Annotated in this window: 19 protein-coding genes; 14 read left to right on the forward strand and 5 right to left on the reverse strand. The window is 45.2% G+C overall.

Annotated features, from left to right (window positions below):
• Positions 1-2: 2 nt before the first annotated feature.
• Positions 3-824, reverse strand: a complete 822-nt coding sequence (locus AC3WJC_RS04430; protein ID WP_492397860.1) for a glycosyltransferase family 2 protein — start codon at positions 822-824, stop codon at positions 3-5.
• Positions 825-1,170: 346 nt separating this feature from the next.
• Here AC3WJC_RS04430 and AC3WJC_RS04435 point away from each other — a divergent pair, with 346 nt between their 5' ends.
• Positions 1,171-1,902 (forward strand): DUF3891 family protein, encoded by a 732-nt coding sequence (locus tag AC3WJC_RS04435; RefSeq protein WP_492397861.1) that lies wholly within the window; start codon positions 1,171-1,173, stop codon positions 1,900-1,902.
• Positions 1,903-1,916: 14 nt separating this feature from the next.
• Entirely contained in the window at positions 1,917-3,467 is a 1,551-nt protein-coding gene (locus AC3WJC_RS04440) for a DEAD/DEAH box helicase (protein ID WP_492397862.1), read from the forward strand.
• A gap of 436 nt (positions 3,468-3,903) precedes the next feature.
• On the opposite strand, the gene AC3WJC_RS04445 is transcribed toward AC3WJC_RS04440, so the two are convergent.
• On the reverse strand, positions 3,904-4,377 hold the full coding sequence (locus tag AC3WJC_RS04445; RefSeq protein WP_492397863.1) for a ferritin-like domain-containing protein: 474 nt from the start codon (positions 4,375-4,377) through the stop codon (positions 3,904-3,906).
• Positions 4,378-4,808: 431 nt separating this feature from the next.
• On the opposite strand from AC3WJC_RS04445, the gene AC3WJC_RS04450 reads away from it, so the two are divergent.
• From AC3WJC_RS04450 to AC3WJC_RS04460, 3 genes are all read left to right on the forward strand, one after another.
• Positions 4,809-5,168: a histidine kinase dimerization/phospho-acceptor domain-containing protein gene (locus AC3WJC_RS04450; protein WP_492397864.1), complete on the forward strand. Its 360-nt coding sequence runs from the start codon at positions 4,809-4,811 to the stop codon at positions 5,166-5,168.
• A 541-nt stretch (positions 5,169-5,709) separates the two neighbouring features.
• Positions 5,710-7,236 (forward strand): PAS domain-containing sensor histidine kinase, encoded by a 1,527-nt coding sequence (locus AC3WJC_RS04455; protein WP_492397865.1) that lies wholly within the window; start codon positions 5,710-5,712, stop codon positions 7,234-7,236.
• Positions 7,237-7,240: 4 nt separating this feature from the next.
• Positions 7,241-7,597, forward strand: a complete 357-nt coding sequence (locus AC3WJC_RS04460; protein ID WP_492397866.1) for a response regulator — start codon at positions 7,241-7,243, stop codon at positions 7,595-7,597.
• A gap of 161 nt (positions 7,598-7,758) precedes the next feature.
• Here AC3WJC_RS04460 and AC3WJC_RS04465 read toward each other — a convergent pair whose 3' ends face one another.
• Positions 7,759-8,853, reverse strand: coding sequence for a PAS domain-containing sensor histidine kinase (locus tag AC3WJC_RS04465; protein WP_492397867.1), 1,095 nt, complete (start codon positions 8,851-8,853; stop codon positions 7,759-7,761).
• A 295-nt stretch (positions 8,854-9,148) separates the two neighbouring features.
• Here AC3WJC_RS04465 and AC3WJC_RS04470 point away from each other — a divergent pair, with 295 nt between their 5' ends.
• Positions 9,149-9,646: a hypothetical protein gene (locus AC3WJC_RS04470; RefSeq protein ID WP_492397868.1), complete on the forward strand. Its 498-nt coding sequence runs from the start codon at positions 9,149-9,151 to the stop codon at positions 9,644-9,646.
• Between the two features lie 200 nt (positions 9,647-9,846).
• Here AC3WJC_RS04470 and AC3WJC_RS04475 read toward each other — a convergent pair whose 3' ends face one another.
• Together AC3WJC_RS04475 and AC3WJC_RS04480 are read right to left on the reverse strand one after the other, a co-directional pair.
• Positions 9,847-10,143, reverse strand: coding sequence for a cupin domain-containing protein (locus tag AC3WJC_RS04475; protein WP_492397869.1), 297 nt, complete (start codon positions 10,141-10,143; stop codon positions 9,847-9,849).
• A 142-nt stretch (positions 10,144-10,285) separates the two neighbouring features.
• A complete protein-coding gene (locus AC3WJC_RS04480) occupies positions 10,286-10,531 on the reverse strand; it encodes a hypothetical protein (RefSeq protein ID WP_492397870.1) in 246 nt (81 codons plus the stop codon).
• A 42-nt stretch (positions 10,532-10,573) separates the two neighbouring features.
• Here AC3WJC_RS04480 and AC3WJC_RS04485 point away from each other — a divergent pair, with 42 nt between their 5' ends.
• The 8 genes from AC3WJC_RS04485 (at position 10,574) to AC3WJC_RS04520 (ending at position 20,941) form a co-directional block, all read left to right on the forward strand.
• On the forward strand, positions 10,574-11,557 hold the full coding sequence (locus tag AC3WJC_RS04485) for a helix-turn-helix transcriptional regulator (RefSeq protein ID WP_492397871.1): 984 nt from the start codon (positions 10,574-10,576) through the stop codon (positions 11,555-11,557).
• Between the two features lie 78 nt (positions 11,558-11,635).
• Positions 11,636-12,700 (forward strand): alkene reductase, encoded by a 1,065-nt coding sequence (locus AC3WJC_RS04490; protein WP_492397872.1) that lies wholly within the window; start codon positions 11,636-11,638, stop codon positions 12,698-12,700.
• A gap of 29 nt (positions 12,701-12,729) precedes the next feature.
• Positions 12,730-13,617 (forward strand): NmrA family NAD(P)-binding protein, encoded by an 888-nt coding sequence (locus AC3WJC_RS04495; protein ID WP_492397873.1) that lies wholly within the window; start codon positions 12,730-12,732, stop codon positions 13,615-13,617.
• Between the two features lie 326 nt (positions 13,618-13,943).
• The gene (locus tag AC3WJC_RS04500) at positions 13,944-14,705 is read left to right on the forward strand and encodes an SDR family NAD(P)-dependent oxidoreductase (protein ID WP_492397874.1); all 762 of its coding nucleotides are present in this window, start codon (positions 13,944-13,946) and stop codon (positions 14,703-14,705) included.
• Between the two features lie 23 nt (positions 14,706-14,728).
• Positions 14,729-15,382 (forward strand): TetR/AcrR family transcriptional regulator, encoded by a 654-nt coding sequence (locus tag AC3WJC_RS04505; protein WP_492397875.1) that lies wholly within the window; start codon positions 14,729-14,731, stop codon positions 15,380-15,382.
• A gap of 55 nt (positions 15,383-15,437) precedes the next feature.
• The gene (locus AC3WJC_RS04510; RefSeq protein ID WP_492397876.1) at positions 15,438-16,799 is read left to right on the forward strand and encodes a TolC family protein; all 1,362 of its coding nucleotides are present in this window, start codon (positions 15,438-15,440) and stop codon (positions 16,797-16,799) included.
• A 14-nt stretch (positions 16,800-16,813) separates the two neighbouring features.
• On the forward strand, positions 16,814-17,866 hold the full coding sequence (locus AC3WJC_RS04515; RefSeq protein ID WP_492397877.1) for an efflux RND transporter periplasmic adaptor subunit: 1,053 nt from the start codon (positions 16,814-16,816) through the stop codon (positions 17,864-17,866).
• A gap of 9 nt (positions 17,867-17,875) precedes the next feature.
• On the forward strand, positions 17,876-20,941 hold the full coding sequence (locus AC3WJC_RS04520) for an efflux RND transporter permease subunit (RefSeq protein WP_492397878.1): 3,066 nt from the start codon (positions 17,876-17,878) through the stop codon (positions 20,939-20,941).
• Positions 20,942-21,042: the final 101 nt, after the last annotated feature.

The following is a 21,042-nucleotide window of genomic DNA, read 5'->3' on the forward strand; positions in this document are numbered from 1 at the left end:
TGTCAGCTTTTTAGTGTCGATTCAATTTCCGTTGCTGTGGGCAGCCATTTTATTTCTACACAGTCTTCCTTCCAATCAATATAACCGCTAGCCTCAAACTTTTTTAGCCAGCCGGTCATCGGCCATACGCCCCATTTCGACTTGAAAGTTTTTGCATTTTTGACAATGTCTGTAAGGTGGTTTATTGGTGGACTATAACTGGCGTGGTGTTGGTGATAGGCAATAGCATTCACCCAACGGATGGGAACTCCTTTTTTACGGGCCGAAAAGGCGAAATCAGTATCCTCACCGCCATATCCCGTAAACGCGGCATCAAAACCACCAATGCGCTTGAAAGTAGTTCTCGTACAGCCGAAGTTGAGCGACCAAAAAAGTTCATAAGTAATCTCCTCATCTATATGCCTGATGGGATCAGCATCACTAAGCTTATTCAGGCTAGCAAATAAAGCAGGATGCTCTGTCGCGCCCTTTTTCAAATATCGTACAGGCCCTGTCCATAAAGTATCGGGTAAAGATCCGATTTGCATGTACTGTGCAATCATGTCGGTTGCCGGTATACAATCTACATCTAAAAATATCAGGTGCTCAAACCTGGCTTGCTCAGCCGCCAGGTTCCGCGCTTCAGCAAGCGGCAGATAACCGTCACGATCGATGCGTGCCGTCCTGATCGGAAACTTTGTGACCGGTAATTCGGCAATAACCTCATTCATAAAGATGATGATCATCTCATCAGGAATGCGCGTAGACAGCTCAAGTCCATGTAGCAAATTGAGCAGTGCGGGTGTTCTGCCGTGTATAATCGTCAGTAATGATATAGATTCCATATAAGTGTATTCGCTCCTAAGAATACATATTTCGGATATTCTGTTTTAAATAACCAGTTGTTTGTTCACCATGGGCTATTGTCTTATAGAAAACAGGAGCAGCTGATCTGAATTTAGGGCGTTAATGATCATCTTGTATAGCTAAGAAAAGTCAGCCAGGCTATTGCGGAAAGTTTTTACAATCGAGATCATCTTACAACGGAAATATTTTGATCGCGGCGCCACAGATCCGCTTATTCTGGCATTACAATCGCTATTTTCTGATTATTCTAGCCGATACCAGTGCGGGGATGCCTTAAGCGAAAAAGCATCCCCTTATTTAATCCTTAATTTTTATGGAGTATGCATGATTGTTAACTACACATCTTCAGGATGGGAAATCATATCACAGCGAGCGCATGGCCTGCTGGCTGCTGCCATCGCCAACGCGTGGCAGCATAAGGTACGTACCAGGCGTTGGGTAGAGACCATGATCGCCATTGCAGAGCATGATGATGCGCAGATAGAACTCGAGCGTACTGATTTGCTTACCGATCAGGGGGGACCAGTGGACTTTGCCATGAAAAAAATGGAATATGCCCATTGCCTGGACACCATGACCAGGGCTTATAACAAGAGTACTTACATTGCCCTGCTATCGTCCATGCATCTTCAGTTTTTATGTGGAGGTAGCGCAGTGGACGATGAGGGAATTGTTAAGTTCATTAAGGCACAAAAAGTACAACGCACTAATTGGCTTAAAACGATCGGGCTTACTGTTGAAGAATTGGACCATGATTACCGGCTGCTTGAGTGGTGCGATGCTTTGTCTTTACTGCTTTGCAAGCGTCAATGCCCACCCGAAGGCCGTTCAGTAGAGATTAGTGTCGGCCCTGATAATAAATCGCATCAACTTAAAGCACTAAATCAACAGCATTTAACTGTTGAGCCGTGGCCATTTGAGGAACAACATGTTGAGTTTTATTATGAATATTGTTTACTCACCCAGCTCACCTATAATAACGCTGAAGATTTTAAACAAAATTATCAGAACTGCACAAGGCAGATCAGAACAGTAAGTTTTAAGAATAAACTATAAACAGAGATTTTCAAATGGAGAATATTGAATTTACGCAGGGACCGGAAATAAAAAAACCCACAAGCGGGTTATACCCCTATCAGCAACGCGATTTGGATGCACTATTTAATAAATTATCGCAAGTAAGCACTGATCGACGTATACTTTATCAATTACCTACCGGCGGTGGAAAAACCCGCATATTCTCAGAGATCGCTAAACGTTTCCTCAACCATTACAACAGCGGCGTGGTGGTACTTACACACCGCATAGAACTCTGTACACAAACCTCAGCAACATTAAAAAAGCTTGGAGTAGCCAACAAGACCATCAATAGCAAAGTAAAACAATTAAAAATAAAGGACAGTTGCACCTGCTTTGTGGCGATGGTGGAAACATTACGCAACCGTATCAAAGATGGGTTAATTGATACCGCTAAGGTTGGTTTGGTTATCATAGACGAAGCGCATCATAACTCGTTTCATAAACTTTTAAGCAAGTTTCCCAACGCCTACATTATTGGCGTTACGGCAACGCCGTTCAGCTCAAACGCTGATACGCCTATGTATAAAAATTACCACGAGTTATTGGTCGGCGAAAGTATAGATAACCTGATCAAGCAAGGCTACCTTGCCCGGCCCGCCAATTGGCGATATGATGTCGAACTCAACTCGCTTAAAACCGGGTTGAACGGCGATTTCACCATCAGCACCTCTGATGCACTTTATTCTTCACCGGCAATGCTGGACTTACTATTGCACGCCTATGAAGCACATTCCAAAAACAAGAAAACGCTTATATTTAATAACGGTATATTTACATCTAAAAACGTTTGTCAGATGTTGAGTGATGCCGGTTATGCGGTGAAACATCTTGACAATCATGCCTCACCGGCAGAAAGGACAGCGATATTGAAGTGGTTTAAGAAAACAAGTAAAGCCATTCTTTCGTCTGTATCCATACTCACCACAGGATTTGATGAACCATCTGTCCGTACCGTGATCTTGAACAGAGCTACTACCTCTATCACATTGTACCATCAAATGATTGGTCGTGGATCGAGGCGCCTACCTAATAAAAAAACGTTCACCATCATTGATCTTGGCAATAATACCGACCGCTTCGGCGAATGGAACAAGCCGCTGGACTGGCAGTTAATATTTGACCGTCCCGAAGCATTTGCCGAAAGCCTTCATGCACAATCGGCTGGCGAGCAACATGCCATATCTGCAGATCTGAAAGCGAAATTCCCTAATAGCCTCTCCATGCATTTTGATGTACAGGGGGCATACCAGCAGGCGATTGCCAACAATCAAAAAGGTAAGATAGTACTGCGCGACGCAATTCGTCAACATGCCGTTATGTGCATGGAAAACAGTACCTCAATTTCAGAAGCCATGCTCCTGGCAGAAGAATTAGACAAAGAGATTGAATGGCGGGTAAAGCAATATGGTAAATGTCTAGGTAAGGTGACAAAAAATTACACCGATTGGCTGAAAGAGGATTATAAAACTAAATTAAGCGTAATTATAGAAAAGGTCATGCAGCGCTACAGGCATAATGATCCGGTTCCGCTTTCCGCATAAGGATATCGCTATAATACGGAATTTTAAGTGCGAAATTTATGGATTCATCTTTGATAGCGGTAACCCGTTCTTTTCAATGGACCGCTCACAATTGGTGTCTAATACCTCCAGCCTCAGCAGTTTTGTTTGGGCACAGTGGATGGCAAGCGTGATGGCCGGTTTCTTTAATATCCAAGCTTTTATAGCAGTATATTAGATATTATCGCATAATGCAAGAAACCATGATAACTACTACAAAATGGGAATGCTGACGAATACCTTTTTTAGGAAAGTCTCAGGATTGGGAGGGCCATTATAAACATCAGGAATGACCTCAAGGCGATCTTCAATGTAAAGCTAAAAAGACGGTTCCCTATAAAATTTCCCTCCAGTCAAACCTCACAGTTGGAGTGCCAAAAATTTATAAATAGGCTGCATCGCTGCAGCCCTTTTTTAACTATGGTTGTACAATTTGTTTTTCAATTTCTGCCAGTGCATTTTTTATACCGTCACGTTGCTCCGTCAGCAATTTGATGTGATCGGCGTGATCAGCATAATCAGCGATACATTTGTCATAAGCTTCTATTACTGCTTTTTCCCCGGTTGCGATCGAAGTAAGAATAGCCTTATCGTCGTTGCTGCTTAAACTTTGTTTGATGGTCAACCAGGCCCGGTGTAATCCACCTAAAATTCCACCTTTCGTGTTCTCTGCATTTGCGCCGTGCAATTCGATATGGTCTTTTAATTCCGAAGCATAAACGATACGTTCCCCTGATATCTTGGAGAACAATGCTTTTAGATCGGCATTGTCGGTAGCTTCTGCAGCAGAGTGATAACCTTCTTTGCCATCATTAATCAATTCCAGTATTTCTTTCAGGTCACTGATAACCTCACTTTTATTTTTCAAAGAAGATGTTTGGATCTTTTCCATCGGAATTATGTTTTTATATCGATGGTTGCAATAAATCGGCCAGTAATGTCCTAACAATTTATCATCTACACATCTTCGGTATTTTTTATTTACTTTGAACGATAAATTATAAATTAACGTTTATTTTACCTTGATCTGCGTTAATCACGCAGATTCAATCCGTGCCTATGATGTCCACAAGCTTCTCTTTTGAAAAATCGGTTCAGTTACTTGCTGAATCTAGAAACTTTTACTTAGTAAAGATCGATACGCAGGGGAATTATATATATATGAATGACCTGTTTATTGAACGACGCAGTTCGTTTTACAATAACTCTGATATTCGCTCGGCTGCATTAGCGCTACACCCGGATGATTATGCAACAAGCTACTAAACCTACCAGCGTTGTGTAAACTATCCTGAAAGTAGTTTTGCTACCACCTTAAGAAAGTTGGATGGCAAGGGAGGATATATTATAACGTATTGGGAATATAAGGCAGACGCTGATGGTAATGGAATGATCAGCGGCGTTATTGGGATAGGACATGACGTCGCTGCCTTCGAGTCGCGTAAAGAACATCTTCGTTTTCTTACGGAGACGCTTAACAACCTGGCCAGTCAGCAATCACACGATCTTCGGCGGCCCCTTGCCAATGTGCTTGGTTTGGTTGAAGTGCTTAAGCAGATAGGGGATGATAACGACCAGGTTAAAGAGATTGCTGACAGATTAACGCAGAGTTGTAAACACCTCGATCAAGAATTCGAAGCTTTTTTAATAAGAGACCTTACAGAAAAGACGGGAAATGTATAAATTATTAGAGACGTTTGCGGAATTGTTTGCGACTTGCATGTATTTAAGTCAGCACTAAGCCGGATGCAGACTACTAATCCATCATAGGGACTATTACACGTAAATGCAGGCGAGCCCGCCTCCGCTATGAGTTTACGAACAACTACTGAAACCCTTTTTAGCTTCTTTTTATTTTAAACAATTGTCAGGCTTGCCCGGAAAATCATCTAATACCAATTATGATTTCCTAATAAGCCTTTCATTTCTCGTTTGTATGAGCTAGGCTAATTTCTTCCCATTTTGCTGATAAACAATTCATTTTGCTCGCCACATCACTGGCTATTCTTAGATTAAAAGTCTGTTATCGATTGTTAACCGGAGTTTTATCCGCTTGATCAATTTTTATAGCGTCATTAAAGCACCTTGTTTAGTTTGAGAAACCGGCAGGAGCAGGTCAGTTCCAATTAATAGCTTTGGAACACCTAAATTTATTAAAATTGAAAATAATTTAATCAATGGCTTATTTATTGTGTTAAAGATCAACCACAACTATCGGTAGACAATGGATGATTTTTTACAACAATTACCTCATATAGAACAACTGGACATCCGGCTCTTTGCCGCCGCAATGAACGCTTCAAGCAACGGCGTGGTCATCACGGATCACACCCAACCGGATGAACCGATCATTTACTGTAACCGGGCTTTCGAACAGTTGACCGGATATAATAAGGATGAGATCATCGGGCATAATTGCCGCTTCTTACAGGACAGTGACCGTAACCAGGAGGTCCGCTTCAAGATCAGGGAGGCCATCAAAAATGGGCAGCACTGCCAGGTCGAGATACGCAACTATAAGAAGGATGGGCGGATGATCTGGAACGAGCTCATGATCTCTCCGGTGAGCGGTGCTGACGCTAAGATCACGCACTACATTGGTATCCAGAACGACATCACGCGCCGTAAAGAAGCAGAAATGGCTTTGGCTGACGAAAAGGAACACCTAGAGGAAAGGGTGCAGGAACGCACACAAGACCTGCAGGACAGTGAAGCTTATCTTTCCAGCATCGTAGAGACCATTCGGGAGAGCCTGGTCGTGCTGAATGAAGATATGAAGATACTGAGCGTCAATGATCATTTCTGCCGGTTCTTTAAACTAAATGAAAAAGAAGCCGTTGGCAAAACACTATTCGACCTGGGCAATGGCCAGTGGAATCTACCGGAATTACAGGACTTGCTGACAAACATCCTTCCTCATAACAACCCTTTTGAAAATTTCGAACTAGAAAACGAGTTTCCGGCAATTGGCCGTAAATTACTGGTACTGAATGCACGTCAGATCGTTTCCAAGGGAAAGTACCAGGACCGCATTCTGCTGGCCATTGAAGACATCACGGAGCGCCGTGCAACGGAACAGCGCAAGGAAGATTTCATCAGTATAGCCAGTCATGAAATGAAAACGCCCCTGACCAGCATCAAGGGAAACCTGCAGCTACTGCAAAAGCGGGCACAGCGGAATAACCATACAGAGTACTTCGGAGGCTTTGAGACCACCGCCAGGTCCGTTACCCGCATGGAACGATTGGTATATGACCTGCTGGATGTTTCAAAGATACAGGCTGGTAAAATAGAGTTTAACTACACTGCTTTTGATTTCGACCAGTTGGTCAGCGATGCGGTGTCTGCCGTACAAGCTACTTCAAAAACGCATGAGATCAAATCGACAGGTGGTGTGCGGACTGAGGTCTTCGCTGATTACGGTCGCGTGGAACAAGTCGTCCTCAACCTGCTGACCAATGCGATCAAGTATTCCCCGGGATCTGATTCCGTCTCTATCCACACCAGTCTGCTTCCAGGTTACGTTAAGGTAGCTATTGCGGATACAGGCGTGGGTATCCATCAACGCGATCATAAGAAGATATTTGAACGGTTTTACCGGGCAGACCAGATCGTCGAGAAGTTTCCCGGCGTGGGTATCGGCCTGTATGTTTGCCGGCAAATCATCAAAGAGCACAAGGGTACACTTTGGGTAGAAAGTGAAGAAGGCCGTGGTTCTGTATTTAATTTCACCCTGCCCTTAAAGCCCTAAAAACATGAGCAGTAAGATCGTGATCTGCGATGATGAGCAGGACATCCTGGACGTCACGCAGATGATCCTTGAGGATGAGGGATATGATGTTATCCCTGTTATAGACAGTACGAAGGTCGAAGAGGTCATTCAGAAAGAACAGCCTAAATTACTGCTTATTGATCTTTGGATGCCTGGCTTATCAGGCAGTCAGGTCGTAAATAAACTACGAGAAAATGATGCTTATCAGCATTTGCCGGTGATCGTGATTTCAGCGAGCCAGGACGGAAGACAGGTAGCCTTTGCTGCGGGAGCAGATGATTTTTTGGAGAAGCCGTATGATATTGAAAGTTTGCTCCAACTAGTCAGAAGAAGAATTTAACTACTGAACCTTTTCAGATCAAATGAACGTCAATTAACGATTGGCACATTTTTAGATAACGAGAAATCATACTTGCCGATACTGATAGAGGGGATGTGCTGTTTAGACAGTTGTCCCCTCATTTTTTTTGATAGGTAAAACGTAATTGATAATGAATTTGATCAAATTGTCAATTCATTGACAGGTACCGTGAAATAAAAGCAGGTACCAGATTCAGCTGCTCTTTTGTCTATTCCAATTTGACCACCATGCCTGGTAACTATTTCAGCAGAAAGATACAAACCAATGCCGAAGCCACCCGCGGTCTTTGAGCCGTTAGCAGAACGGTAGAATTTTTGAAACACTTTCTCATATTCCTCTTCCGGTAACCCGATTCCCTGGTCAATAACCGCTACCCTGGCGTTAAAACCATCCATTTTTAAACTAACATCGATCTGCTTTTGGTCAGGAGAATATTTGACAGCATTCGTAATCAGATTGGTCAGGACCTGACCTATTCTAAACCGGTCAGCTTTAATCATAAACGTTTCGTCAGGGCAATGCACATCAATGCAATAATCCGGGTTGATCAGCATGGCATTAGAAGCGATCTCATCGACCAGTGTGCGAAGGTCGAATTCTTCGTTAATCAGCCTGATATAATTCAGGTGGCGGTGTGCGGGGTCGGCAATCTCTGATATTAATCTGGCGATACGTTCAGTAGAACCTAACGCACGATTAGATATCTGGATAAATTTTTGGTTTTGTGTGCTCTCTACAAATCTGTGCAGGATCTGCAAATAACCTTTTACAGCGGATACCGGCGTCTTGAGTTCATGTGTGGCTACACTGAGCAATTCATCCTTCAACAATTCCAGGTCTTTTTTTTCCGTGATATTGACAGTTGTGCCTATCATCCTTTGAGGTTGAGCGCCACTAAAAAGCACTGTGCCATTGGCTTCTATCCAGTGCAAACTGCCGTCAGGATGTCTTACCCGGTATTGTGAATGATAAACACCGTTCGTTGGATCAAGCGCCGCCGCAACATCCTGCTGCATCCTAACCCTGTCTTCCGGAATAATGCTACTCAACAATTCCTGGTAACTAAATGTCGACCGGTCTCCGGCCCCGAAGTTCATTTTACACCTTGTGGTGCATAGCAGAGCCATACTTTCAATTTCCAATTCCCAAAATCCTAATTTAACCTGATCAAGGGCTATGTTCAGATGCTCCTGGGAAACGTTAAGCGTATGGTCTGTTGAGACTTTATCAACCATGAAGTTTTGCTAATTGTGATAGCAAATGTAGCAATTTAAATGAGTGGCTGGCGCCACTTTAAATTAATTATTAAGTAATAAAGCATACGAACAGGAAAATACGGGCAACACAGGCCATGTTAAGATGCTGCCACAGTTTAAGGGCTATTTATTAAGCCCTGGACTACATATAATCCCGATTAAGCTACAGAATATCCCGCTGTAGGACAAATATTTAAGATTTGAAGGGCATTTCAATCCTGGATTGATTATTGCCTTATGTTAATGTCCATAACGACCAGTTAAATCAAAAATAATGATCAAATTTCAGAAAAATCTAGTGATGCTTTGTGTCTTCGCATCAGCCACTTTAGGCTTTACAACTTGCGCTCTAGCCCAGAAATACAAGACAGTTGCAGACACCGTTAAGTTAAATAAAGAGTACGGGGAGATTACTTTAGATATCGCCAAACTCAACTCAAAACTGATCGCGCAGCAAAACAAAACCGCCGGTTTGCAATCAACAAGCAAATCAACGGCTCAGGACGCGGTAACCTCCGCCCAGGGTAGTAAAGATATGTCTGCCACGGCAACCAATGGCAGTGTCAGCGATTCAAAAAAAGCGATGAAGCAAGCAAAAAAGGCGAACAACCAGGCTAATGATGCTAAAGACGCGATGAATCATCAGAAAGATAATGTTGAAGACATGAAGGAACTGAACAAAAAAATTGAAAAGAAGAAGGAGAAACTAGCTGATCTCGATAAGCAACGGGCTGCTATTATGGCTACGATCACTCCAGTCGTTGTCCAATAATCTAAACTTCTAATCTATGGAATAAAGGTACCGGAAGCCGGTACCTTTATTTTAACCTGTAATTTATCATCCAATAATGGGTGCACGCCATGCTGATAAAGTACTGGCAAATCAGTGCTGATTCAATTGCCCCGAGCTCATACAGTTATTCTTCTGTCAAGTACTGGTCAACCGTCACCTGTTCCAGCCTGTCGACAACCTCACCGTCCTAATTTTTCCTGTATGGCGATATGGCTCATCACATGAGTTGATTTGGCGCCATGCCAATGTTTTTTGCCGGCCTCAAACCAAACCAAATCACCTGGCCGGACTTCATAAACAGGTTCGCCTTCGCGTTGCACCCAGCCCAGTCCGCTTAAGATAATGGTAGTTTGCCCAAACGGATGCATGTGCCAGGCCGTTCTTGCACCAGGTTCAAAGGTCTCGGTGGCCGCCGCCCCGCGCCGCGATTCATTAAGATCAAAGAGCTGGTCGATAACTATTGTGCCGGTAAACAATCATATGGTCTTTTCACTGAAGGCTTTGTTCCTGTTTTGGTGATCTTTCAATTGTTAAAGGATTTCATGTCGATTAGAAAACGATATTTAACATCGCCCTTCAGCAGACGTTCGTAAGCATCGTTGATGTTTTGCATCTCGATCATTTATATATCTGCGGCAATGTTGTGCGTGCGCAGAAATCCAGCATTTTCTGCGTTTCCTTGATACCGCCAATTGCCAAACCGGCAAAGTTTTTACGGTCTATGATCACGCCGAATGCAGCGATCGGCAATGGTTGCTCCGGTGCACCGAACAGGGCTGCCCGACGCTCATCCAATAAATAATTGTACGCTTTATCGGCAATGATGACACTTGACAGCGCAGCCAGGTTAACAGTGATGTACAATAGCTATTATTATTTGTATTTTTAGGACAAACAATACCCGAATTGATCTTCAGCTTCAACGCCACACCGGATTTCGACTTCATGACCTACTTCGCACGGTACATTGGTGCAACAGTAGAGAATGATTTGCTGCTTATTCCCCAGCAACTGGGGGATGGATATATCCGCAAACTTTCTTTTGGGCCAGACTTTAAGGTAACCCTGCACCATTATCTGCTGAAAGAAGACCTGATCATCAAACGCAGTGCTTCCGGACAAGGAAATGAACTGATCACTATTTTTTTTTACAGCAACGAACAACCTCTGGGCATTACTTACGGTACCGACCCGCATATCCAGTTCTCCGAGCGGGACGAATCGGCGATTCAGGTTACCTCCAATGATCTGAATTCTACTATACGCTTTCCGGCAGGCTATATGATCCATTACATGGTCGTTGCAATCTCTCCATCATACCTAAAAAGTTTGCTTGCGTTAGCTGAACAGAACACCGTAATTGAAACCATCACCGGCAGTGGTAATTCGTTTCTTTTTCTGGAAAAGATGACGGCAGAGATACGCCTGCTGCAAAAGAATTTAGGCGCAGTCGATATGAATAATGGCCTAAGTCATTTTTTTATGCACGTTAAGGTGCAGGAACTGCTCTACCTGCTGTTTGAAAAATTATCAAAACGCGAAAGCATACCACATCAAAACATCAACAGTGCCGATGCTGCCAGGTTGTTGCATATCCGTAACGAAGTGTTGAGCGATCTGAGTACGCCACCGGTACTGTCTGAGTTAGCCGGGATCGCCGCCATGAGCGAAACCAAATTGAAACAACTTTTTAAACAAGCCTTTGGTGATACCATTTATAATTACTTTCAACAGGCGCGTATGGAGGAAGCTGCCTTTATGCTCAAACAAGGCAAGCGCTCTGTTGCCGAGGTTGGCTATGAATTAGGCTTCACCAACCTTAGTCATTTTAGCCGCTTGTTCGAAAGGTATTACGGCTTGAAGCCCAAAAAATATAGCTCTGCCGGATAGGACTGTTTTTCCGTCTTTTGCTGCTATTATCAGGCGACAGTTAGCGGCACTTTTGTAGTGTAAACAAAAACACTGCAAATGAAAAAATTATTTCAGCCGTATAACAAAGGCACCTTACAGTTAAAGAATCATGTGGTGATGGCACCCATGACCCGTAGTCGCGCTATCGATAATATTCCCAATGCATTAATGGCCGCTTACTATAAGCAGCGTTCCGGCGCCGGGCTTATTGTGACCGAAGGTACCTCGCCAAGTCCGGAAGGTTTAGGCTACCCGCGTATTCCCGGTATTTTCTCTGATGCACAGGTAGAAGGTTGGAAACTGGTGACCGAAGCCGTGCATGAAGGTGGTTCCAAAATATTTGTGCAATTGATGCACACGGGCCGCGTAGCACACAGCAGCAACTTGCCTGAAGGCTGCGAGGTAGTTGGTATGTCGGACATCCAAGGTGCCGGTGAGATCTACACGGAGACGGGTATGTATGCATATTCGGCTCCCAGGGCGTTGGATGCTGAGGGTGTACAACGTATCATTGACGAACATGTTCGCGCTGCAGAAAATGCCATTGCCGCCGGTTTTGACGGCGTAGAGCTGCACGGTGCACATGGTTACCTGCTTGAGCAGTCGCTGAACCCGCACACAAATAACCGGACAGACAACTATGGAGGGACTATAGAAAACCGCAGCCGTTTAATACTGGAGATAGCGCAAAAAACCTCACAAATTATCGGTGCCGATAAGGTTGCTATTCGCTTGTCGCCATACCTGACAACTAACGGCATGCTCGCCTATGAAGAAAGCGAAGTGCACGACACTTATGTTTATTTGGCCCAGGAACTGAACCGACTTGGTATTGCTTACCTGCACATCTCTAACAACCCAGGTATTCCGCAAAAGACACACCACGCTATTCGCGAAGCTTTTGCGAACACCATTATTTATTGTAACGGCTTTACCGCAGAAACAGCGGAGGCGATGTTGCAGGACGGACCGGCCGACCTGGTGGCCTTTGGCAGAAGTTTTTTGGCCAACCCCGATTTTATGAGGAAGATAGAAAAAAACGAACCCTTAAACGACCCGGACTATAGGACTTTATATACGCCCGGCGAACAGGGCTACACCGATTACCCGGAATTGAACTGATCATCTCACTTTTTAAAACATACAGAACCATGAAAATTACCACAACAGGCTCATTGGGAAATGTGGCCAAACCATTAGTCAAACAACTGATCGCAGCCGGACACGAAGTTACTGTGATCACTACTAAAGAGGAGAAAGTAAGCGAGATAGAAGAATTAGGCGCTAAAGCTGCCGTGGGATCTATCAGCGACGCAGCTTTTCTTACCCGTGCATTCAGCGGTGCTGATGCTGTGTACATTATGATGCCGCCCTCCATCGGTACCAGCAACTTTATACAAAACATAGCGGATGCTGGTCAGGCTTGTGCTGATGCCATTAAAGCCGCAGGCGTAGGCCGGGTAGTATTGTTAAGCAGCGTGGGTGCAGATGCCGAGTCAGGAAACGGTCCAATTCAAGGCGTTCACCGGGTTGAAAATATCTTCCGCCAGCTTATTGGTGTTAACGCAACCGCCATTCGCTCCGGATTTTTCTATGTTAATTTTCTGAGGGATATTCCGCAGATCAAAAGCCGGAACATCTTCGGTAATAATTACAGCGGAGATATCAGCCTGGCGTTAACGCATCCTGATGATCTGGCTTTGGCAATAGCTGAAGCGCTGCAGGCTGAGGGTGATGGTTTTGAAGTAAAATACGTAGTGAGCGACTTGGCAACCGGCGATCAGCTTGCCGCGTTGTTCGGCAAAGCTATAGGCAAACCGGAACTGACCTGGACAGCGGTTCCAGACGAACAGTTAAAGCAAGGCATGCTATCCGCCGGTATGTCGGCCGAGTTGGTTGGCCTGATCGTAGAAATGGGGCAGGGGGTGCAAAATAGCATTATCATGAAAGATTTTTTCGGCACAGACGGCAATGTGATAGGAATAGTTAAGCTGGAGCAGTTTGCTGAGGAATTTAAAAACATGTACACACAAGTTTGATATCATTTTACAGGCAGCAACTCAAAAGCGTGTTTAGATTTAAGCGCTTTTACCGAATTGCTGCCTTTATAATTGGCGGGACATACTGGCAACAATTATTTTATCAATATTCGAATATTATATATAGGCGCAGCCTTGCTATAAAATTGAAGGCCAGCCCAAATTATGTCTGATATGAAGAAATCAGCTAATCGTTATCTGGATTTTAGAAATCATTACAATCAACAAAGTATCATGTTAACGTCAAGTTGTTCAAGCATAAGAACTATTATATTAATTATTGAACACTGTTCAATATCTTTGCATCGTTCAATAAGTTGATTGGAATGAAAAAAATAATAATCACCGGAGCAAGTGGGGGAATAGGTTTGGAAACCGCCCGGATGCTTGCGGATAAATACTATCAGGTAACGCTGGTCGCCAGAAATGAGGAAAAATTAAATAAGGCATTAAAGACTCTCAAAGGAAACCAGCACGCCATCTTCGTGGCTGATCTGACAAATGATGCTGACCTTCAGAAATTGGCAGCTCATCTACGGACCGAAAAGTACGACGTACTGATCAATAATGCGGGTGGAGGTATTTATGGCAGATTTGTCGAGATACAGCTTCAGGATCAGCTGGATAGAATGCATCTGAATATGGATACTTTGGTTACCCTTTCGTATGCCTATCTGCAAAACGCGAAACCAGGAGACACCCTGATCAATATCGGATCCCAGATTGCGCATTCCTCGCTACCAGGAAGTAGCGTGTATGCGGCAACCAAAAGTTTTGTCGCTAATTTTTCGGAATCTCTATGGTATGAATTTAAAGAGAAAGGGGTCCGCGTCTTCGGATTTCACCCTGGTGCAGCCAGTTCAGACTTCCATACCAATGCCGGTGGGCAGACCAGTGATTTCCCGGATTTCGTGATGTCTTCCGTAGCGGATGTTGCTGAAGAATTGGTGAATGCCTTGGAGAATGCAAACAAACCACGGGTAGTTCAGGGCTGGAAGAACCGGCTGATGTTATTTGGATTTAGGTTTTTAAGCCGGAAAATTGCAGTTAATATTATGGGCGGGGTAAGCCCTGGTATGAAAAATTAAAGGCCTTAATTGCATAAGACCTTTTGCGCGCAGGCGAACGCCAGTATATTTGCGACAAACAACCTGAAATGAGCATAGCGGAAAGAAAACTGGAAGAGAAACAGGAAATGCATAAACGCATACTGAATGGTGCACGTAAAATCTTCCTCGAGAAAGGTTACGAGCAGACCAGCATGCGCAATATTGCTCACGAGATCAATTACAGTCCCGGTTCGATCTATTTTTACTTCAAGGATAAAAGCGAGATCTTTCACGAGTTGCACAAGGAAGGATTCCAATTGCTGCTGAATCAGTTCAAGGTGCTGGACAAAGTGGAAGATCCTTTCGAGCGGTTGAAGGCGATGGGCCGGATATATATTCAATTTGCACAGGAGAACAAAGACTATTATAACCTGATGTTTATTGTTGAAGAACCGGTAAAAAGAGCGGATGACGGCGGTTTTGGAATAGCACAGGAAGCGGTCGACAGGCTTTCCGCGGTGATCAGAGATTGCCAGAAAAAGGGAAAGTTTAAATCGATGAATGTCGAAGATCTTACATTCATGATCCTATCTGCTATGCATGGGATCTGTGCACTATTCTGTAAGGACCGCACGGCAAACTTTGTGAACAGGACCAATGAAGAGTTGATGCAAAGTGGCTATGAATGCTTTGTGACATTATTGGAAAAAGGGTAACCCTTTTTTTTGAACCAGTATTGAACAGTGTTTAAAATTAAAACTATGTATAAAAATGAAGACTAAATGCGCGAAATTATATGGCTTATTGCTAGTGGCGATGGTCTGCCCGACTGTTATGCCACTCAGCGCACAGCCTAAACTGGATCAATACATTAAGGATGGGATCGTCTCCAATCAAAGTATTAAGCAACAGGCATTTGTTCTGGAGAAAAGCATTTATGCCCTTAAGGAAGCTAAAAGCCTGTTCTTGCCGGATGTCACTTTTTCTACCACTTACACCAAGGCTGATGGCGGACGGACGATCGATTTCCCAACCGGTGACCTCTTCAACGGCGTTTATGCGACTTTGAATCGCCTGACAGCAAGCAATGCCTTTCCGCAACTGCAAAATCAGCAGATCCTGCTCAACCCGGACAATTTCTACGATGCCAAATTCCGCACGACTTTACCCATCTTAAATGCAGAACTGATCTACAATAAAAAGATCAAGCAGCAGCAGGTTGACCTGCAACGCTCAGAGGTGTTGCTTTATAAGCGGGAACTGGTCAAAGAGATCAAGACCGCCTATTACAATTATCTTAAAGCCAGAAGTGCAGTGAATATCTATGAGTCTTCGTTAAAGTTAGTTGAGGAAGGTCGGCGGATCAACAGCAAGCTATACACCAATAGTAAGGTTAACCGAACTTCGGTGCTGCGCAGTCAGAATGAAGTGTCCCGTATCGGTGCCTCACTAACCGATGCGCGAAAAAATGCGGAATCTGCCCGGTACTACTTCAATTTTTTACTGAACCGGCCGCTTACGGACAGTATTCAAACTGATGAGATCGGCACCTTACCTCCGATGAACCTTTTGACCGCGACCGATATCAACGGACGCGAGGAGTTGTCTAAACTTAAACTATCAGGTGATATCAACCAAAACCTGACCGGGCTTGCTAAGTCCTACCTGGTTCCTAAAGTGGGGACCTTCCTCGACCTGGGTTCACAAGCGTTCGATTGGCGCTTCAACAGCCAGAGCCGCTATTATCTGTGGGGTGTATCCCTGGAGTGGAACCTGTTCAGTTCCGGCAGGCATACCAACCGGATCAGGCAGACCATTGCAGACCGGGAAGCCATCTCAGCGCAAACCGATTACGTAACGCAACAACTCCTGACGGAGTTAAAAATAAGGCAGAACAGTTTGCAAAGCGCCGTCGCACGTTACAGCGCAGCCCAGACTCAGTTAAAAACGAGCCAGACCTATTACGGCGATATGAACAAGCTGTACAAAGAGGGCATGGCGATCTACATCGAGCTGCTGGATGCGCAGAACCAGTGGATCGATGCGCAACTCAATACCAATATTGCGCTATTTGACACCTGGATCGCCTACGCCGCGATCGAAAGAGCCAACGCCAGTTTTAACATTCAATGATCACATTCAAAAAGATGAAAACGAAATACTTACTGACCGGCCTGCTGACCGCCGCAGTGCTTTGGACGTCATGCAAGCACGAGCAAAAAGAGAAGAACGCCCTGGGAGAACCTGATATTATCCCGGTAAAAGTTGCATCGTTGGGAACTTTACAAATGCCGGATAAGATCTACGCAACCGGGCTGGTGAGCACGGAAGATGACGCCAAATACGCATTCAAGATCGGCGGCGTTATTAACCGTATCCTGGTCGAAGAAGGGCAGTTTTTTAAAAAAGGACAATTATTAGCTACGCTAAATGCTACGGAGATCGCGGCTGGGCTTGCTCAGAACAGCCTGGGGGTGGAAAAAGCGGAACGTGATTATGCCCGTGCTGTCAGCCTTTACAAAGACAGTGTATTCACGCTGGAACAATTACAGAATACCAAGACCGCGCTGGATGTAGCGCGCAAAACAAGAGAAGCTACGGCCTTCAATGAACATTACTCGCGCATTTATGCTGCTGCCGACGGGTTTGTGGCCAAAAAACTGGCAAACCCCGGCGAGGTGGTAGGTGAAGGTATGCCGGTATTGGAGGTAAATTCAACCGACCGGAAGAGCGGTTACGAGCTTAAGGTAGGCGTTACTGACCGGGAGTGGGCATTGATCAAAACCGGGCAGAAAGCTTCTGTTACACTTGATGGATATACTGGTCGCAAGTTTGACGCGGTGGTTTTCCGCAAGTCCCAGGCGGCAGATCCGCAGCTTGGTTCATTCCAGGTCGAATTGCAACTGAACCTGGACGATGTAAGACCGGCGGTGGGCATGTTCGGTAAGGCTGAGATCGCTACCAACCGGGATAATGATCTCATGGTAATCCCTTATGCTGCGCTGGTGGAAGCGGATGGCGACAAGGGTTACGTATTTACCCCTGTTGGTAAAGACCATGTCAAACGTATTCCTGTAAGCATTCAGCGCTTTGATAACGACCGTGTTTATTTAAAAGAAAAGCTGAAGGGCGTGGATCAGATCGTCGTATCGAACAGCCCCTACCTCAACGAGCAGTCTATTGTTAAAATTACCAGGTAATCCAGCATCATGAAGATCACAACTTTTGCCGTTAAGAATTATCAGTTCACGCTGATCATCTTCCTGCTCGTCGCCGTTGTCGGGGTACTTACCCTGTTTACCATGCCGCGCTCAGAGGACCCGACCAACCATCCGCCGCAATATATTATTACTGTTATTTATCCTGGGACCAGTCCCAAGGATATGGAGGAGCAGGTGGTTAAACCTATCGAAAATAAAATATACGGACTGGAAAACATAGAGAAGATCCTGACCACGGTGGAAGACGGTGTGGCCGTCATCCAACCCAAGTTCAAATACGGTGTAGACGTGGATAATAAATACCAGGAGATCTCTACCGAGGTCAACGCCCTTAAGAACGGCGAATTGCCTAAGGACATCTATCTGATCAAAGTCGAAAAGGTCTCTTCTTCGGACGTTAAGGTGATCCAGGTCGCCTTAGTATCCGATAATGCCCCGGCCAAGCAGATGCGCGATGAGGCCGATATACTGAAGACCAAACTGGAGAAGATCACCGATCTGAAAGAGGTAAAATACTTTGGTATGCCCGAGCAGGAGATCCGCATAAATATGCAATTGGATAAACTGGCGCAGATGAAGATCCCGCTTAACGTGGTGATCGGTAGTTTGCAGAGTGAGGCGGCTGATATTCCGGGTGGCAGCGTTAATATCGATACCAAAATCTTCAACGTAAAGACCAGCGGCAAGTTTAAAAATGTGGATGATGTGGCCAATACCGTGATCTACAACGCGAACGGTAAGATCGTTTACCTAAAGGATGTGGCCGAGGTCAGCTACCGCGATGCGATCGTGGACCATATTACGCGCGTTAATGGTCACCGCTGCGTGCTGGTCACTGCTGCCATGAAAGACAATGTGAACATCGCCAGTGTGCAAAAGAAGTACCTGCCTGTGTTGGAGGCGTTCAACAAGACCCTGCCTCAAAATATCCAAATGGTAAAGAACTTTGACCAGGCAAATATGGTGTCCAAGCGTTTAGGCCACCTGGGCTTCGACTTTGGCCTGGCAATCGTTCTGGTGATCATTACGCTGTTACCTTTAGGCTTCCGTGCCTCGCTCATCGTAATGATCTCGATACCCTTATCACTGGCGCTCGGGCTGATCGCCATGAATATGCTGGGGTATTCTCTCAACCAGTTGAGTATCGTAGGCTTGGTAGTTGCACTCGGGCTGTTAGTGGACGATAGCATCGTGGTCGTGGAAAATATTGAACGCTGGTTGAGGGAAGGCCACTCCAAGAAAGAGGCGATCCTAAAAGGCACCCAGCAGATCGGTGCTGCCGTGGTTGGGTGTACCGCTACCCTGGTGATCGCCTTTTTGCCGCTTGCCTTCCTGCCTGACACCGCAGGCGAATTTATCCGCAGCCTGCCGGTAGCGGTCATGACCAGCGTATTGGCATCGATGATCGTGGCATTGACACTGGTGCCCTTCCTGGGAAACCGTATCCTGAAGACCCATACCCATGACGAAGGCAACATCTTTTTAAAATACCTGCAAAAAGGGTTGACCGGCTCTTACAGCCGTATCATGCCTTTGGCATTGAAATGGCCCAAGGTTACCATTGCGCTGTCGCTTGCACTAAGTGCGTTCGCATTCGGGATGTTCGGCCAGGCCGGGTTCAGGCTGTTCCCGACATCAGAAAAGCCGATGTTCCTTATCAATATCAAAATGCCGCTGCAGGCCAACATCCCGGAAAGCGATCGCGCGGCCAAAATGGTAGAAGCGGAACTCAAAAAACACCCGGAGATCGAGTATTATACCTCCAACGTAGGCAAGGGTAACCCGCAGATCTATTACAATGTGCACCAGCAGGATGTGAAACCCGATTTTGCACAGGTATTTGTGCAGATGGATGAGGAAGCGGAACCTACGCAGAAGACAGCGCTGATCAAAAGGCTTCGCGAACGTTTTAACAACTTTCCTTATGCGCGTATCGAGGTCAAGGACTTTGAGCAAGGTACACCGATCGAGGCCAATGTAGTGGTCCGGGTGTTCGGCGACAATCAGGACACGCTGCGGGCATTATCCTTTAAGGTGGAACAAATACTCAGGAAGCATCCGGGAACCTTTTTTGTGAACAATGAACTGAACGCCTATAAGTCCGATATCAAGATCCGCATCAACAAAGAAAAGGCCCGCACATTAGGCGTACTGACCAGTGACATCGACAAGGTGATTCGCCTGTCGGTCGCCGGGTTGAATGTGGGCGATTATATTGATGACCGTGGCGATGCGCGCAATGTAGTCATTACGCTGCCGCGGGATAAGTATTCGAACCTGGATGCCTTTAAAAATCTTTACGTGAACAATCTTCGTGGCACGCCCGTATTACTGGACCAGGTAGCGACCATTGGTTTTGAAACCTCACCGACGGCCATCAACCACTTCAATAAGTCGCGATTTGCCAAGGTGACCTCCTTAACCAAGGATCATGTCCTGGCCAACGACATTCTAAAGGATGTGGTACCGCAGCTCGATCAGCTTAAAATGCCGGCTGGCTACTACTACAAATTGTCCGGTGAGGCGGAATCTGAAGGCGATGCGCTAGGTGGCAATTTCCTCTCCGTGATCCTGCTGAGTACTTTTCTGTTCATTGGTGTACTGCTGCTCCAGTTCAAAACCTTTAAAGGGATCATTATCGTGTTGTCCATAATTCCGCTGGGTATTGTTGGCGGTGTAGCCTTACTGCTTATCACCGGTAACCCGATGTCATTGACCGCCATAATCGGTTTTATAGGACTATCGGGTATACAAGTTAAAAATTCCTTGTTGCTGGTTGACTTTACCAATCAGTTACGCGCCCAAGGAAAAAGCATCGATGAGGCAATTCATATTGCCGGGGAGACGCGTTTTCTGCCGGTCGTTTTGACATCGATCACTGCAATCTGCGGATTGTTGCCAATCGCATTAAACCCCAATCCTATGATCGCGCCACTGGCGATTGTATTGATCGGTGGTTTGATCAGTTCGACAATCCTTTCTCGGATCGTAACGCCGGTGATGTATAAGCTGATCCCGCCTGCCATGGAAACTAATGATCACTCAGAAAATTAAGGTATATGAAACAATACATTTTAATTACCGTGTACATTTCATACCCAAAGACTTAAGCAAACCCAGGCAAGCGGCTCAATTGTTCGATTAGATCAAAAGCG

The sequence above is a fragment of the Mucilaginibacter sp. FW306-07-L genome, from assembly GCF_058782065.1.